Below are 13,622 nucleotides of genomic sequence, written 5' to 3' on the forward strand. Positions count from 1 at the left end.
CCGAGCTTCGGATGCGGCGTGTGGTCATGCGGGCGATCCCATCTACCAGGAGGTGAGCACCGCTGTACATCGGTGCGCTCGAATTCGATCTACTGCTCGGTGACGTGCACTCGCTCAAGGAGAAGCGGTCGGTGATCCGGCCGATCCTCGCCGAGCTGCAGAAGCGCTTCGCCGTGAACGCCGCCGAGGCCGGAGATCAGGACCTGCACCGCCGAGCCCTGCTCGGCGTGGCCATGGTCAGTGCGGAAACGGGACACCTGAACGAGGTGCTCGACAAGTGTGAGCGGCACGTCGCCGCCCGTCCGGAGATAGAGTTGCTGGCAGTACGCCGCCGGATCTTCGGACCCGAAGACTAAGAGGAGGACAGACCCATGGTGGATCAAGCCAGGGCACGCCGACTCGCCAAGCGGATTTCCGCGATCGTGGCCACCGCGATCGAATACGAGATCAAGGATCCGCGGCTGCGGTTCGTCACCGTCACCGATGCCAAGGTGACCGGTGATCTGCGCGAGGCGACGGTGTTCTACACGGTGATGGGCGAGACGCTCGACGCCGAACCCGACTACGCGGCCGCGGCCGCCGGTCTGGAGGCGGCCAAGGGTGTGCTGCGGTCCAAGGTCGGCGCGGGCACCGGGGTGAAGTTCACCCCGATCCTGTCGTTCACGCTGGACAAGGTGCCCGACGCGGCCCGCGAGATGGAGGCGCTGCTCGCCCGGGCGCGCGCCATCGACGACGAGGTGGCCAAGGTGGCGGCCAATGCCACCCACGCCGGTGAGGCCGACCCGTACAAGTCCGATCGCGACGACGAAGACGCCGAGTAGCCCCATGTCTGCCCGGCGTCCGGTGACGTTGGCCCGCGTGCGCACGCGGGGCGCCCGGGCATGCCCCGGGGGCAGTGCCGGATGACCGGCATTCTGGACGGCACCCAGCTGGACGCCGCCGTCGCCGCGCTGGCGGCGGCGCGTTCGGTGACCGTGCTGTGCCATGTGCATCCCGACGCCGACACGATCGGCAGCGGGCTGGCGCTGGCACTGGCCCTGGAGCGGCGCGGGGTGCCGGTGTGCGTGTCGTTCGCCGAGCCTGCCGAGCTGCCGCTGTCGTTGCGCACGCTGCCCGGGGTGCGGCATGTGGTGCCGCCCGCGCGGGTGCCCGCCGAGGTCGATCTGCTGATCGTGGTCGACTGTGGTGCCCGCAGCAGGCTGGGCGCGCTCGCCGACCGATTACCGGGCGCGGGCACGACCGTGGTGATCGACCACCACCGTGCCAACGACGGGTTCGGCACCATCGATCTCATCGACGAATCCGCGGCCTCGACCACCGAGCTGGTCACCCGGCTGCTCGACGCCTGGGGCGTCGTCCTCGACGCCGAGATCGCGCACTGCCTGTTCGCGGGCCTGGTCACCGATACCGGCTCGTTCCGCTGGGCCCGTCCCGGCAGCCACGAGCTGGCCGAGCGTCTGCTCGCCACCGGCATCGACGGCACCGAGATCACCCGCGTGCTGCTCGACACCCATCCGTTCGCCTGGCTGCCGATGCTGGCGAAGGCCCTGTCCACCGCGGTGGTCGTCCCCGACGCGGCCGGGGTCGGGCTGGTCTACGCGCTGGTGCGCGCCGCCGACACCCACGAGGTCGGTCCCGAAGAGGTCGAGAGCGTCATCGATGTCGTCCGCACCACCGCCGAGGCGGGGATCGCGGCGGTCTTCAAGGAAGCCCGTGGGCAGAACGACCGGTGGACGGTCTCGCTGCGCTCCCGCGATTCGGCTCCCGGCCGCTCCGACGGTGTCGATGTCGCCGCGGTCGCCGGTGTGTTCGGCGGTGGCGGCCACCGCTTCGCGGCCGGGTACACGACGTATGGCAGTGCCGAAGGCGTGGTGCGCGCGCTGGTCGCGGCCCTGGGCTGAGGGGTTGCTCCGGGTGGCGCTGTTCGCGCGCCGGTCGCGGCACTCGGGCGGCCCTGATTCTGCGCTGGACCCGGCCTGGGCCTCCTGTACTTTCCCAGCTGCGGGCGCGGAAGGAGTGGCCTGTCGCCTCCACCGGGGCGGGTCCGGCCGAGGCGGTGTGGTCGTCGGATTCAGCTGATGGAGACCGCGACCGGGCGCAGGCGGGCGGCCAGCAGGGCGCCCAGGACGGTGGTCGTGGCGCAGAGGCCGAAGGCGAGGGCGGGGCGGTCGACGAGCAGGCCGGTGAGTCCGGCGACGACCAGGCCACCGAGATTGCCGGTCATCCAGATCAGGCCCGCGGCGGTGCCGTCGGCGGTGCCGGTGTGGCGTTCGGCCATGGCCAGCACGATCGGCAGCGCGGGCAGCAGGGTGAGGCCGATCAGGACGAAGGCCAGGAAGCCGGTGGCCAGGCCCGGCGCCACGGCGACGAGCAGGCAGGCCAGGGCGCTGGCCGTCAACCCCACCATGACGGCAGGCAGTTCGACGCCACGGCGCAGCACCGCGACGGGGATGACCGCGCAGCCGACGACACCGGCGACCACATTGACCAGCAGCACCACACTGGCCGCGTCGGCGCTCACGCCCGCCGGTTCCAGCAGGGCCTGGCCGAAGGTCGCCAGGGCGACGAAGGTGCCGAACGGGAAGAACACCGCCGCGCACAGCCTGCGCACGTAGCCGTCGCCGAGGGTGGCCCGCAAGGCCACCATCGAGGTCGCGGTGCTCGCCATCGGCCCGCGGCCCGCGCGCCGGAGTTCGAGCGCGAGCAGCGCCGCGGCCGTCGTGGCGAAGACGGCGCCGATCGCCGCGAGTGTCGTGAGCTGATCCGCGCCGGGCAGCGCCGCCCCGAGCACGAACGCGGCCGCCATCCCGGCGAAGGTACTGGCCGTGCCGACGGCGATCCCGGTGGCCCGGTCCTTCGCCGGGAGATAGTGCCCGGCGATCCCGGTGATGGCGTTGAGCACCAGCGGCTGCGCCACCGCGACCACGGTCTGCCCGAGCAGCACCACGGCGAATCCGTCGTGCAGCAGCCGCAGATCGGCGCCGATCGCGGTGAGCACCGCCCCGGCGATCAGGGCGGGCCGGAACCAGCGGTCGAGCAGGATGCCCGCCGGAATCGCCAGCACCACGTAGAGCAGCGGGAACATATTGGCCAGCCAGCCGACGGCCGATTCGGAGACCCCGAAGTGCTCGGCGGCGACGGTCGTCACCGGGGCATAGGTGAGCCACACGAGCTGGGTCGCCGCCCCGACCAGGGCGAAGGCGGTGATCACCCGCCATCGTCGCGCAAACGCCATGTCGATCGCAGTCCTGAGTGTCTCGGGCGAACCGGGTTCGCGCGGATGTCCCGTGAAGCTGGGCGGACGACCAGTATTGCCGGTGTGGGCATTCCGCGCTCATGTTTCGCACCGCCGGATACCTCGGCCGGGCCGGTGCATCTCATCGCTCGTCTCGATCGAGGGAGTGCCGGTGGAGGTTTGCCGACGCATCGTTTCGCCCGTCGCCCGTCGCCCGTCGCCCGTCGCCCGTCGCCCGTCGCGCTCGTATGGCGCTACGTCCTTGTCGGTGGCGTGTGCCAGGATCGGCGAGACAGTGGACAACGCGCCGACAGTGGCGCCTTCGGTGGGGAGGTCCGGCGTGGGGTCTGCGGTGGTCGACGCGGTGGATCAGGCGGGGCCGCGGCGGATTCTGGGGATCGCGGTGCCTACGCTCGGTGTCCTCGTGGCCGAGCCGCTGTATCTGCTGTTCGACATGGCCGTGGTCGGGCGGCTGGGGGCGCTCGCGCTGGCGGGGCTGGCCGTGGGTGGCGTGATCGTGGGGTCGGTCAGTACGCAGCTGACCTTCCTGTCCTATGGGACCACCGCCCGGGCGGCCCGGCGGCATGGTGCGGGTGACCGCGGGGGAGCGGTCGCCGAGGGCGTGCAGGCCAGCTGGGTGGGAGCGGCGATCGGGCTGCTGATCGTGCTGGTCATCCAGGTGTTCGCGGCGCCGCTGTGTGCGGCCATCGCGGGCGGGGGTGACATCGCCGCGGAGGCGCTGATCTGGGTGCGGATCGCGCTGTGCGGGGTCCCGCTGATCCTGCTGTCGATGGCGGGCAACGGCTGGATGCGCGGCGTCCAGGATGTGCGCAGGCCGCTGCTGTACGTGATCGCGGGCCTGGCGCTGTCGGCGGTGCTGTGCCCGATCCTGGTCTACGGCCTGCTCGGCGCGCCCCGGCTGGAACTGGCCGGTTCGGCCGTGGCCAATCTCGCCGGACAGCTCGTCACCGGCGCGCTGTTCGTCTATGCCCTGTTACGCGAACGGGTGTCGCCGCGGCCGCACCCCGCGATCATGCGCGCCCAGCTCGTGCTCGGCCGCGACCTCATCGTGCGCAGCCTGTCCTTCCAGGCGTGCTTCATCTCCGCCGCCGCGGTGGCCGCCCGCTTCGGCGCGGCCTCGGTCGCCGCGCACCAGGTGGTGCTCCAGCTGTGGAACTTCCTCGCGCTGACCCTGGATTCGCTGGCCATCGCCGCGCAGACCCTGGTCGGCGCGGCCCTGGGCGCGGGCAACGCGCGCGGCGCCAAGGGCATCGCGCGCCGGGTCACCGGCTGGTCCGGGATCTTCGCCCTGGTCCTGGCCGGGCTGTTCGCCGCGGGCTACGGCGTGATCCCGCTGCTGTTCACCGCCGACGCCCAGGTCCTCGACCGGATCCACGTCATCTGGTGGTTCTTCGTCGCCATGATTCCCGTCGCGGGCGCGGTCTTCGCCCTCGACGGTGTGCTGCTCGGCGCGGGCGACGCGGCCTTCCTGCGCACCGCCACCCTCGTCGCCGCGCTGACCGGGTTCCTGCCCCTGATCTGGCTCTCGCTCGTCTTCGACTGGGGCGTCGCGGGCATCTGGACCGGGCTCGTCGCCTTCATGCTGCTGCGCCTGGTCGCGGTCGTCGGCCGGGCCCGGTCGGGCCGGTGGGCCCGGGTCGGCGTGGACATCCCGCGCGGGGTCGCGTGAGGCGGGCGGCGTGGGGTCGGGCCGGGCCCGGCGATTCCCCGGAGGTCCGGATCGCGGTGGCCGGATCCAGCCAATGGGAACCCGGCGGTGCGCCGGTGACGGGATGTGCGACGGTGGAGCGGTGATTCCCAAGTTGATGGCGGTCAGCGATGTCCATGTCGGGCACCAGGGCAACAAGCCGGTCGTGGAGCAGATCCAGCCGGACTCGCCCGAGGACTGGCTGATCGTCGCGGGTGACGTCGGCGAGAAGGCCGACGAGGTCCGCTGGGCGCTGGAACTGCTGCGTCGCCGCTTCGCCAAGGTGATCTGGGTGCCGGGCAACCACGAACTGTGGACCACCCCCAAGGACCCGGTCCAGATGCACGGCGCCGCGCGCTACGAGTACCTGGTGGCGATGTGCCGCGACCTGGATGTCGTCACCCCGGAGGACCCGTTCCCGGTGTGGACCGGCGCCGGTGCCGAGCGGTACGGCGGCCGGGTCACCCTCGCGCCCATGTTCCTGCTCTACGACTACTCCTGGCTGCCCGAGGGGACCACCACCAAGGCGCAGGGCCTGGCCGTGGCCAGGGAACGCAATGTCGTGGCCACCGACGAATTCCTGCTGACCCCCGACCCGTACCTCACCCGCGACGCCTGGTGCCACGCGCGCGTGCAGTACACCCAGCGCCGCCTCGACGCGCTCGCCCCCGAGACGCCGGTGGTGCTGATCAACCACTTCCCGCTGGTCCGTCAGCCCACCGAGATCCTGTTCTACCCGGAGTTCTCGCTGTGGTGCGGCACCGACCTCACCGCCGACTGGCACACCACCTACAACGTGGTGTGCGCGGTCTACGGCCACCTGCACATCCCACGCACCACCTACTACGACGGTGTCCGCTTCGAAGAGGTCTCCCTCGGCTACCCGCGCGAATGGAAGCGCCGCGGCATGCCCGAGCCGCTGCTGCGCCAGATCCTGCCCGAACCGGTCTACGCCGAGGGCGACCTCAATGCCTGGGGCGGCCATTTCCCGGTGACACCGGAGATGGAGGCCGCCGCGGCGGAGATGCGGGCCAAGGCCGACCGGCGGCGCGGGGTCTGACGCGTGATTTGCTTCGGGCTACGACCACTGATTTGGTGATGACCATGGGTAACTCACCGGGTACGAACTCGCCGGGCAGCCACGCGGGTCCGGCCACGACGCGCGCGGAGACCGGTTTGCTGCGTGCCATCCTGCCGTCCGGGGTGGCCACCGCCGAATTGCTGGCCTATCCCGAGGACCTGACGGCACACCCGGCCGAGGAACACCTGATCGCGAAGTCGGTCGAGAAGCGCCGCCGCGATTTCATCGGCGCCCGGCACTGCGCGCGGCTGGCCCTCGAACAGCTCGGGGAGCAGCCGGTGGCCATCGGCAAGGGCGAGCGGGGCATGCCGCTGTTCCCGCGCGGCATCGTCGGCAGCCTCACCCACTGCGACGGCTACCGCGCCGCCGCGATGACGCACGCGCTGCGATTCCGCTCCGTCGGCATCGACGCCGAACCGCACGGCCCCCTGCCCGACGGCGTCCTGGATTCGGTGAGCCTGCCCGCCGAACGCGACTGGCTGGCCGGGACCTCCGGTGACGGCCTGCACCTGGACCGGCTGCTGTTCTGTGCCAAGGAGGCCACCTACAAGGCATGGTTCCCGCTGACCCTGCGCTGGCTCGGCTTCGAGGACGCGCACATCAGCTTCGAGATCGATTCCCGCACCGCGGATTCGGGCTCCGGCACCTTCCACACGAAGCTGCTGATCCCCGGCACGACCAACGACGGAGGCACCCCCTTGGCCGAGTTCGACGGACGCTGGCTGATCGCCGACGGGCTGATCCTGACCGCGATCGCGCACGGCTGATGGCGGCGCGGACCCCCGCGGTCGACCAGCTCGGCGGGCTGGTGATCGTCGACAAGGACGGCGGCTGGACCAGCCACGACGTGGTGGCCCGCAGCCGGCGGCTGTTGCGCACCAAGAAGGTCGGTCACGCGGGCACCCTCGACCCGATGGCCACCGGCGTGCTCGTGCTCGGTGTGGAACGAGCCACCAAGCTGCTCGGTCAGCTGATCCTCACCACCAAGGCCTACACCGCCACCATCCGCCTCGGCCAGGCCACCATCACCGACGACGCCGAAGGCGAGACCACCGCGACCACCCCCGCGCTGCACCTCACCGACGACGCGATCGCCGCCGGGATCGCCGCCCTCACCGGCGACATCCAGCAGGTCCCGGCCACCGTGAGCGCCATCAAGGTCGACGGCGAGCGCGCCTACGCGCGGGCCCGCGCGGGCGAGGACGTGCAGCTGGCCGCCCGCCCGGTGACGGTGTCGCGCTTCGCGGTGCTGGCCCGCCGGGATGTCGCCGAGGGCGAGTTCGTCGACCTCGACGTGGAGGTCGAGTGCTCCTCGGGCACCTACATCCGCGCCCTGGCCCGCGACCTGGGCGCCGCGCTCGGCGTCGGCGGTCACCTGACCGCCCTGCGCCGCACCCGCGTCGGCCCGTTCACCCTCGAGCACGCCCGCACCCTGGAGCAGCTGGCGGCCGCCGCCGAGGCCGAACAGCCCCTGCTCAGCCTCGATATCGACACCGCCGTGCGCACCGCCTTCCCGCACCGCGACATCGACGAGTCCCAGGCGAACGACCTGCGCAACGGCCGCTGGCTGGAACCGATCGGCATCAAGGGCGTGTACGCGGCGATCGATCCGGCCGGGCGCGCCATCGCGCTGCTCGAGGAGAGCGGCAAGCGCGCGTCCTCGGTGATGGTCGTCCGGCCCCAGGGCATCGGCGACTGACCGGCCCGCCCCCTCGCTGAGCGGGCGGTCCTACCCCCGCGCGACCCGTCGATCGCGCCCCGGCGCCCCGGGTCCGGGCGCCGGGGACAGACTATTGGGCGCCGCCGTGTGGAATCACCGTGTGCTGCAGGGATACCCGCTCGGCGCCACGTGTCCGTACAGTGGCGGAAGACGGTCGGCGCGACGGTATTCGCCTGCCGCGGGGAAGGGCAACCAGATGAGCGCACAGCCGGTCGACACATTCACCCTGTGGGACCAGGACGGGGACGGTCAGGTCTCGGTCGACGACATCGTCACCGGAATCCGTTCCGCCGGTGTCGAAGTCGACCGCGCGGCCGTCGAACGCCTGGTCGCCGCCGCCGACACCGACGGCGACTTCCTGGTCTCCCGTGCCGAATTCGACGCCGCCGTGGTCGCGGGCCGCATCGAGGTCACCGACGCCGACGCCGCCTTCCGCGTCTTCGACGTCAACGGCGACGGCCGCATCTCGGTCCCCGAACTGGACTCGCTGATCCGCCACGTCGGCGCGGGCCGCATCGACGAACCCGCCGCCGACCTGCTCGCCGCCGCCGACCAGGACGGCGACGGCTACCTCTCACTCCCCGAATTCCGGGTCCTGCTGGACTTCCTGTCCCGTTGACCCGCGTCGGGGCCGGTAACTGCGCCCCGCCACGGCGTCAGGACGTCAGCCAGATCGCCTCGGCGGCAAGGGTGCCCAGTTCGGTGGGGGTGTCGGCGGCGGCGATGCGGACGGCGATGGTGCCCGCGAAATCGCGGCGTTCCTCGACCGCGATGGCCGTGTCGAGGGCGATGCCGACCGAGTCGAAGTAGCGCAGCATCTCGGGGTCGGAATCGGAGATCCGGGCGACCCGGCCGGACTCGCCCGCCGCGAAGTCCGACAGCCTGCGGGCCGGGGGAGTGGGCACGGCGCCGTCGACCGAGGGGATCGGGTCGCCGTGCGGGTCTCGGTCGGGGTGGCCGAGTTTGGCGTCGATGCGCGACATCAGCAGGTCCGAGACCGCGTGCTCGAGCACCTCGGCCTCGTCGTGCACCTCGTCCCAGCCGTAGCCCAGCTCGTTGACCAGGAACGTCTCGATCAGCCGGTGACGGCGCACCATGGCGACCGCGGCGAGGCGGCCGTGCTCGGTGAGCGTGATGGCGCCGTAGCGGGCGTGCTCGACCAGGCCCTGGTCGGCCAGCTTGCGCACCGCCTCGGACACCGTCGAGGCCGACACGCCGATCCGCTCGGCCAGCAGCTTGGTGGAGACCTTCTCCTGCGACCACTCCTGCGCGGTCCAGATGACCTTCAGATAGTCCTGTGCCACCGCGGACAACTCGGGCGCCACCGTCGCGATGTCGGCGGCATCGCCCGGCGCACCGGGCGGGTTGGACGCACGGCGGGTCGCGACATCTCGTTTACCTGGCACATTCTTGATGTTAGGCATCCCTGGCCGGAATGACACATCGGCGAACCGGCACGGCGCAGCACGACATTCCGCGCGGAGGCGGAATTCTGTTCCGGTGCCGCTTTGCGTAGGCTTCGCTCTGTGCAGAGATGGCGAAGCCTCGACGAGGTGCCCGCGGACTGGGGGCGCTGCGTCCTCACGATCGGCGTGTTCGACGGCGTGCATCGCGGGCACGCGCAGCTGATCAGCCGGGCCGTGGCGGCGGCGAACAAGCGTGGTGTGCCCTCGGTCCTGATGACCTTCGATCCCCACCCGATGGAGGTGGTGCGGGCCGGTTCGCACCCCGCCCAGCTGACCACCCTGACCCGGCGCGCCGAACTGGCCGAGGAACTGGGTATCGACGTGTTCTGCGTGATGCCGTTCACCCAGGAATTCATGAAGCTCACCCCCTCCGGTTACGTGCACGACCTGCTCGTCGAGCGGCTGCACGTGTCCGAGGTGGTCGTCGGCGACAACTTCACCTTCGGCAAGAAGGCCGCGGGCACCGTCGACACCATGCGCGACCTCGGTCAGCGCTTCGGCTTCGAGGTCGACGGGGTGACCCTGCTCGGCGAGCACGCCGTCACCTTCTCCTCCACCTACATCCGCGCCTGCGTCGACGCGGGCGACATGGCCGCCGCGGCCGAGGCGCTCGGGCGCCCACACCGCGTCGAGGGCGTCGTCGTGCACGGCGACGGCCGCGGCCGCGGGCTCGGCTTCCCGACCGCCAACGTCGCCCCGCCCATGCATGCCGCCATCCCGGCCGACGGGGTGTACGCGGGCTGGTTCACCGTGCTCGGGGAGGGGCCCGCGATCGGCTCGGCCGCCCCCGGTGAGCGCGCCATGGCCGCCATCTCGGTGGGCACCAACCCGACCTTCTCGGGCCGCGCGCGCACCGTCGAGGCGTTCGTCCTCGACGGGGAGGCCGACCTGTACGGCCAGCACGTCGCTGTGGACTTCGTCGAGCAGCTGCGCGGGATGCGCAAGTTCGACTCCATCGACGACCTGGTCGAGGCCATGGGCCGGGACGTGGAGAACGCGCGCAAGGTGCTCACCGCCGCCGACACCTGAGGGCGGCGGAAACCGTACCTCCAACCGGGTGTACAGTGGCTTCTCGGGTTTGCTGCGGTCTGCGGTGGCGCCCACCCGGTGTATGTCCGGGCTTCGAGCGCAGTCCAATGGTGTTTCCCCGCGTGAGCGGGGATGAGCCCTGAGAAATGAGGAGTCTGCCCACATGGCGCTGACCACCGAGCAGAAGTCGGCCATCCTGGCCGAGTACGGCCTGCACGAGAAGGACACCGGTTCGCCGGAGGCCCAGATCGCGCTGCTGTCGAAGCGGATCTCGGACCTGACCGAGCACCTCAAGAAGCACAAGCACGACCACCACACCCGCCACGGCCTGCTGGCCCTGATCGGTCGTCGTCGTCGCCTGTCGAAGTACCTGCAGGCCAAGGACATCGAGCGCTACCGCTCCCTGATCGAGCGCCTCGGCCTGCGCCGCTGATCTGCCCCGACACGCCTCCTCGCTGAGGCGGTCGGCGAGTAGCCAATGGGAAGAAGTACACTTCTTCTCGTTGGCTATTCGTGTATTCGGAGACCATGGGGTTTTCGAGTGCACTACAACATGTGACAGCCGTGTGCATCCGTCCGCGTGGCGTCGGTCTTCGGTAGTGGCCTTTCGGCCGGTGATCCTCAGTGTTTCCACCGCCGTCGGGCTTCGATCGATGATCGCCTCCGCGTAGCCCCGCTTGGGAATGTTCCAGCCGAGGGGATCCGGCCGGGTGCTGCGCGTGGCAGCCAGGAGGGTTGCCCCGTGTCCGTGTCCGGTACGGCTGACGAACAGCTGGTCCGCGCCCATCCGGTGCTGCGTTCCGGCGAGACGAGAGGTCGAGAGAAGAGAAAATGACGCAGACAACTGAACGTACTTCGACCGCGGTCGAGGTCGAGCCCGGTGTTTTCGAGTCGGTCGCGCTGATCGACAACGGCAGCTTCGGCACCCGCACCATCCGCTTCGAGACCGGCCGTCTGGCCAAGCAGGCCGCCGGTTCCGTGGTCGCCTACCTGGACGACGAGACCATGCTGCTGTCGGCGACCACCGCCGGTAAGCACCCCAAGGACCAGTTCGACTTCTTCCCGCTGACGGTCGACGTCGAAGAGCGCATGTACGCCGCTGGCCGCATCCCCGGCTCGTTCTTCCGTCGCGAGGGCCGCCCCTCCACCGACGCGATCCTGACCTGTCGCCTGATCGACCGTCCGCTGCGCCCGTCGTTCGTCGACGGCCTGCGCAACGAGATCCAGGTCGTGGTCACCGTGCTGAGCCTGGATCCCCAGGACCTCTACGACGTGGTGGCCATCAACGCCGCCTCGGCGTCCACCCAGATCTCCGGCCTGCCGTTCTCCGGCCCGGTCGGCGGCGTGCGCGTCGCCCTGATCGGTGGCCAGTGGGTCGCGTTCCCGACCGTCGAGCAGCTCGAGGACGCGGTCTTCGACATGGTCGTGGCCGGTCGCGTCACCGAGACCGGTGACGTCGCCATCATGATGGTCGAGGCCGAGGCCACCGACAAGGTCATCGCGCTCATCGAGGGTGGCGCGCAGGCGCCGACCGAGGCCGTCGTGGCCGAGGGCCTCGAGGCCGCCAAGCCGTTCATTGCCCGCCTGTGCCGCGCGCAGTCGGACCTGGCCGAGCTGGCCGCCAAGCCGACCGAAGAGTTCCCGCTGTTCCCGCCGTACGGTCCCGACGTGTTCGAGACCGTGGAGGGCACCGCGAAGGTGGAACTGAACGAGGCGCTGAGCATCGCCGACAAGCAGGCCCGCGAGGCCCGCATCGACGAGATCAAGGCCGAGGTGCTCGGTCGCCTGGGTGACGACTTCGCCGGTCGTGAGAAGGAGCTGGGCGCGGCGTTCCGCTCGGTCACCAAGAAGCTGGTGCGCCAGCGCATCCTCACCGACGGTTTCCGCATCGACGGGCGCGGCCTGGCCGACATCCGTCAGCTCTCCGCCGAGGTCGACGTGATCCCGCGCGCCCACGGTTCGGCGCTGTTCGAGCGTGGCGAGACCCAGATCATGGGCGTCACCACGCTGGACATGGTGAAGATGGCCCAGCAGGTCGACTCGCTCGGCCCGGAGACCACCAAGCGCTACATGCACCACTACAACTTCCCGCCGTTCTCCACCGGTGAGACCGGTCGCGTGGGTTCGCCCAAGCGTCGCGAGATCGGCCACGGCGCGCTCGCCGAGCGCGCGCTGATGCCGGTGCTGCCCTCGCAGGAGGAGTTCCCCTACGCCATCCGTCAGGTCTCGGAGGCGCTGGGCTCCAACGGCTCCACCTCGATGGGTTCGGTGTGCGCCTCGACCCTGTCGCTGCTCAACGCCGGTGTGCCGCTGAAGGCGCCGGTCGCGGGTATCGCGATGGGCCTGGTGTCGGACACCGTCACCAACGACAAGGGTGAGGACGAGGTCCGCTACGTCGCGCTGACCGACATCCTGGGCGCCGAGGATGCCTTCGGCGACATGGACTTCAAGGTCGCGGGTACCCGCGACTTCGTCACCGCGCTGCAGCTGGACACCAAGCTCGACGGCATCCCCTCGCAGGTGCTCGCCGGTGCGCTGAACCAGGCGCACGACGCCCGCACCACCATCCTGGACGTGATGGCCGAGGCCATCGCCACCCCGGACGAGATGAGCCCGTACGCCCCGCGCGTCACCGCGATCAAGATCCCGGTCGACAAGATCGGCGAGGTCATCGGCCCCAAGGGCAAGATGATCAACCAGATCACCGAGGACACCGGCGCCAACATCTCCATCGAGGATGACGGCACCGTGTTCGTCGGTGCGACCGACGGCCCGTCGGCGCAGGCCGCGATCGACGCGATCAACGCGATCGCCAACCCGCAGCTGCCGAAGGTCGGCGAGCGCTTCCTGGGCACGGTCGTCAAGACCACCGCCTTCGGCGCGTTCGTCTCGCTGCTGCCGGGCCGCGACGGCCTGGTGCACATCTCCAAGCTGGGTAACGGCAAGCGCGTGGCCAAGGTCGAGGACGTGGTCAACGTCGGCGACAAGCTGCGCGTGGAGATCGCCGACATCGACAACCGCGGCAAGATCTCGCTGATCCCGGTCGAGGACGAGGCCGCCGCCGAGCCCGCCGCCGAGGAGACCACCGCCGCCGAGTAAGCGCCGCGGTAGCTCCACCGGAGTCCCGAAACCCCCTGCCGTCACCGACGGCAGGGGGTTTCGCCGTTTCCCGGGTCCGTCGACGCTGCGCAGTGGCGTGAATCACGTCTATGCAACGGTGATGCAACGTTGGGGCATCTAGTGTTGCCAGACACAGCGCGATCGCGCGCAGGCAGTCGTCGCGCCGCCCCGAGGGGTGGCGCCGTGACGGCTGTCCCGTCGGCGTATGCGGCCCGATTGCTGGCCCGCTCCCGGAGCCGCTCCACGAAACCTACCGACCAGGA

The 13,622-nt window shown here is 70.7% G+C and carries 13 protein-coding genes; 11 read left to right on the forward strand and 2 right to left on the reverse strand.

Translation table 11 applies throughout. The annotated features are described in order from the left end of the window. The first annotated feature begins 62 nt into the window (after positions 1 to 62). The 3 genes from WA675_RS02850 to WA675_RS02860 all read left to right on the forward strand — a co-directional run bounded on the left by WA675_RS02850 (position 63) and on the right by WA675_RS02860 (position 1,901). A complete protein-coding gene (locus WA675_RS02850) occupies positions 63 to 356 on the forward strand; it encodes a DUF503 domain-containing protein (RefSeq protein ID WP_067492601.1) in 294 nt (97 codons plus the stop codon). Positions 357 to 371: 15 nt separating this feature from the next. After that, complete coding sequence (gene rbfA / locus WA675_RS02855) at positions 372 to 821, forward strand: 30S ribosome-binding factor RbfA (protein ID WP_336081604.1); 450 nt, start codon at positions 372 to 374, stop codon at positions 819 to 821. Between the two features lie 81 nt (positions 822 to 902). Next, complete coding sequence (locus tag WA675_RS02860) at positions 903 to 1,901, forward strand: DHH family phosphoesterase (protein ID WP_336081605.1); 999 nt, start codon at positions 903 to 905, stop codon at positions 1,899 to 1,901. 170 nt (positions 1,902 to 2,071) lie between these two features. Here WA675_RS02860 and WA675_RS02865 read toward each other — a convergent pair whose 3' ends face one another. Further along, positions 2,072 to 3,235: an MFS transporter gene (locus WA675_RS02865; protein ID WP_336081607.1), complete on the reverse strand. Its 1,164-nt coding sequence runs from the start codon at positions 3,233 to 3,235 to the stop codon at positions 2,072 to 2,074. Between the two features lie 340 nt (positions 3,236 to 3,575). On the opposite strand from WA675_RS02865, the gene WA675_RS02870 reads away from it, so the two are divergent. The 5 genes from WA675_RS02870 to WA675_RS02890 all read left to right on the forward strand — a co-directional run bounded on the left by WA675_RS02870 (position 3,576) and on the right by WA675_RS02890 (position 8,363). Further along, positions 3,576 to 4,925, forward strand: coding sequence for an MATE family efflux transporter (locus WA675_RS02870; protein ID WP_336081609.1), 1,350 nt, complete (start codon positions 3,576 to 3,578; stop codon positions 4,923 to 4,925). A 103-nt stretch (positions 4,926 to 5,028) separates the two neighbouring features. After that, complete coding sequence (locus tag WA675_RS02875; protein WP_442945538.1) at positions 5,029 to 6,003, forward strand: metallophosphoesterase family protein; 975 nt, start codon at positions 5,029 to 5,031, stop codon at positions 6,001 to 6,003. Between the two features lie 116 nt (positions 6,004 to 6,119). After that, the gene (gene npt / locus WA675_RS02880) at positions 6,120 to 6,791 is read left to right on the forward strand and encodes a 4'-phosphopantetheinyl transferase Npt (RefSeq protein WP_336081859.1); all 672 of its coding nucleotides are present in this window, start codon (positions 6,120 to 6,122) and stop codon (positions 6,789 to 6,791) included. Next, the gene (truB, locus tag WA675_RS02885; protein WP_336081613.1) at positions 6,791 to 7,723 is read left to right on the forward strand and encodes a tRNA pseudouridine(55) synthase TruB; all 933 of its coding nucleotides are present in this window, start codon (positions 6,791 to 6,793) and stop codon (positions 7,721 to 7,723) included. Before npt ends, truB begins: the two co-directional genes overlap by 1 nt. A gap of 217 nt (positions 7,724 to 7,940) precedes the next feature. After that, a complete protein-coding gene (locus WA675_RS02890; RefSeq protein ID WP_336081614.1) occupies positions 7,941 to 8,363 on the forward strand; it encodes an EF-hand domain-containing protein in 423 nt (140 codons plus the stop codon). Between the two features lie 37 nt (positions 8,364 to 8,400). Here the strand turns inward: WA675_RS02890 and WA675_RS02895 are convergent, their stop codons facing one another. Continuing rightward, the gene (locus tag WA675_RS02895) at positions 8,401 to 9,150 is read right to left on the reverse strand and encodes a metal-dependent transcriptional regulator (protein ID WP_442945539.1); all 750 of its coding nucleotides are present in this window, start codon (positions 9,148 to 9,150) and stop codon (positions 8,401 to 8,403) included. Between the two features lie 120 nt (positions 9,151 to 9,270). Between WA675_RS02895 and WA675_RS02900 the strand changes: the two genes are divergently transcribed. The 3 genes from WA675_RS02900 (at position 9,271) to WA675_RS02910 (ending at position 13,338) form a co-directional block, all read left to right on the forward strand. Then, on the forward strand, positions 9,271 to 10,239 hold the full coding sequence (locus WA675_RS02900; protein ID WP_336081618.1) for a bifunctional riboflavin kinase/FAD synthetase: 969 nt from the start codon (positions 9,271 to 9,273) through the stop codon (positions 10,237 to 10,239). Positions 10,240 to 10,402: 163 nt separating this feature from the next. Continuing rightward, positions 10,403 to 10,672, forward strand: coding sequence for a 30S ribosomal protein S15 (gene rpsO, locus WA675_RS02905; RefSeq protein WP_110035787.1), 270 nt, complete (start codon positions 10,403 to 10,405; stop codon positions 10,670 to 10,672). A 398-nt stretch (positions 10,673 to 11,070) separates the two neighbouring features. Then, positions 11,071 to 13,338 (forward strand): polyribonucleotide nucleotidyltransferase, encoded by a 2,268-nt coding sequence (locus tag WA675_RS02910; RefSeq protein ID WP_336081620.1) that lies wholly within the window; start codon positions 11,071 to 11,073, stop codon positions 13,336 to 13,338. Positions 13,339 to 13,622: the final 284 nt, after the last annotated feature.

It is taken from the genome of Nocardia sp. SSK8 (genome assembly GCF_037034205.1).
Lineage (GTDB): Bacteria > Actinomycetota > Actinomycetes > Mycobacteriales > Mycobacteriaceae > Nocardia.

Bases quoted from the DNA above. Each gene is read 5' to 3' on its own strand.
- rbfA (WP_336081604.1), top strand. From the start codon at position 372: ATGGTGGATCAAGCCAGGGCACGCCGACTCGCCAAGCGGATTTCCGCG.
- WA675_RS02860 (WP_336081605.1), top strand. From the start codon at position 903: ATGACCGGCATTCTGGACGGCACCCAGCTGGACGCCGCCGTCGCCGCG.
- WA675_RS02865 (WP_336081607.1), bottom strand. From the start codon at position 3,235: ATGGCGTTTGCGCGACGATGGCGGGTGATCACCGCCTTCGCCCTGGTC.
- WA675_RS02875 (WP_442945538.1), top strand. From the start codon at position 5,029: ATGTGCGACGGTGGAGCGGTGATTCCCAAGTTGATGGCGGTCAGCGAT.
- truB (WP_336081613.1), top strand. From the start codon at position 6,791: ATGGCGGCGCGGACCCCCGCGGTCGACCAGCTCGGCGGGCTGGTGATC.
- WA675_RS02890 (WP_336081614.1), top strand. From the start codon at position 7,941: ATGAGCGCACAGCCGGTCGACACATTCACCCTGTGGGACCAGGACGGG.
- rpsO (WP_110035787.1), top strand. From the start codon at position 10,403: ATGGCGCTGACCACCGAGCAGAAGTCGGCCATCCTGGCCGAGTACGGC.
- WA675_RS02910 (WP_336081620.1), top strand. From the start codon at position 11,071: ATGACGCAGACAACTGAACGTACTTCGACCGCGGTCGAGGTCGAGCCC.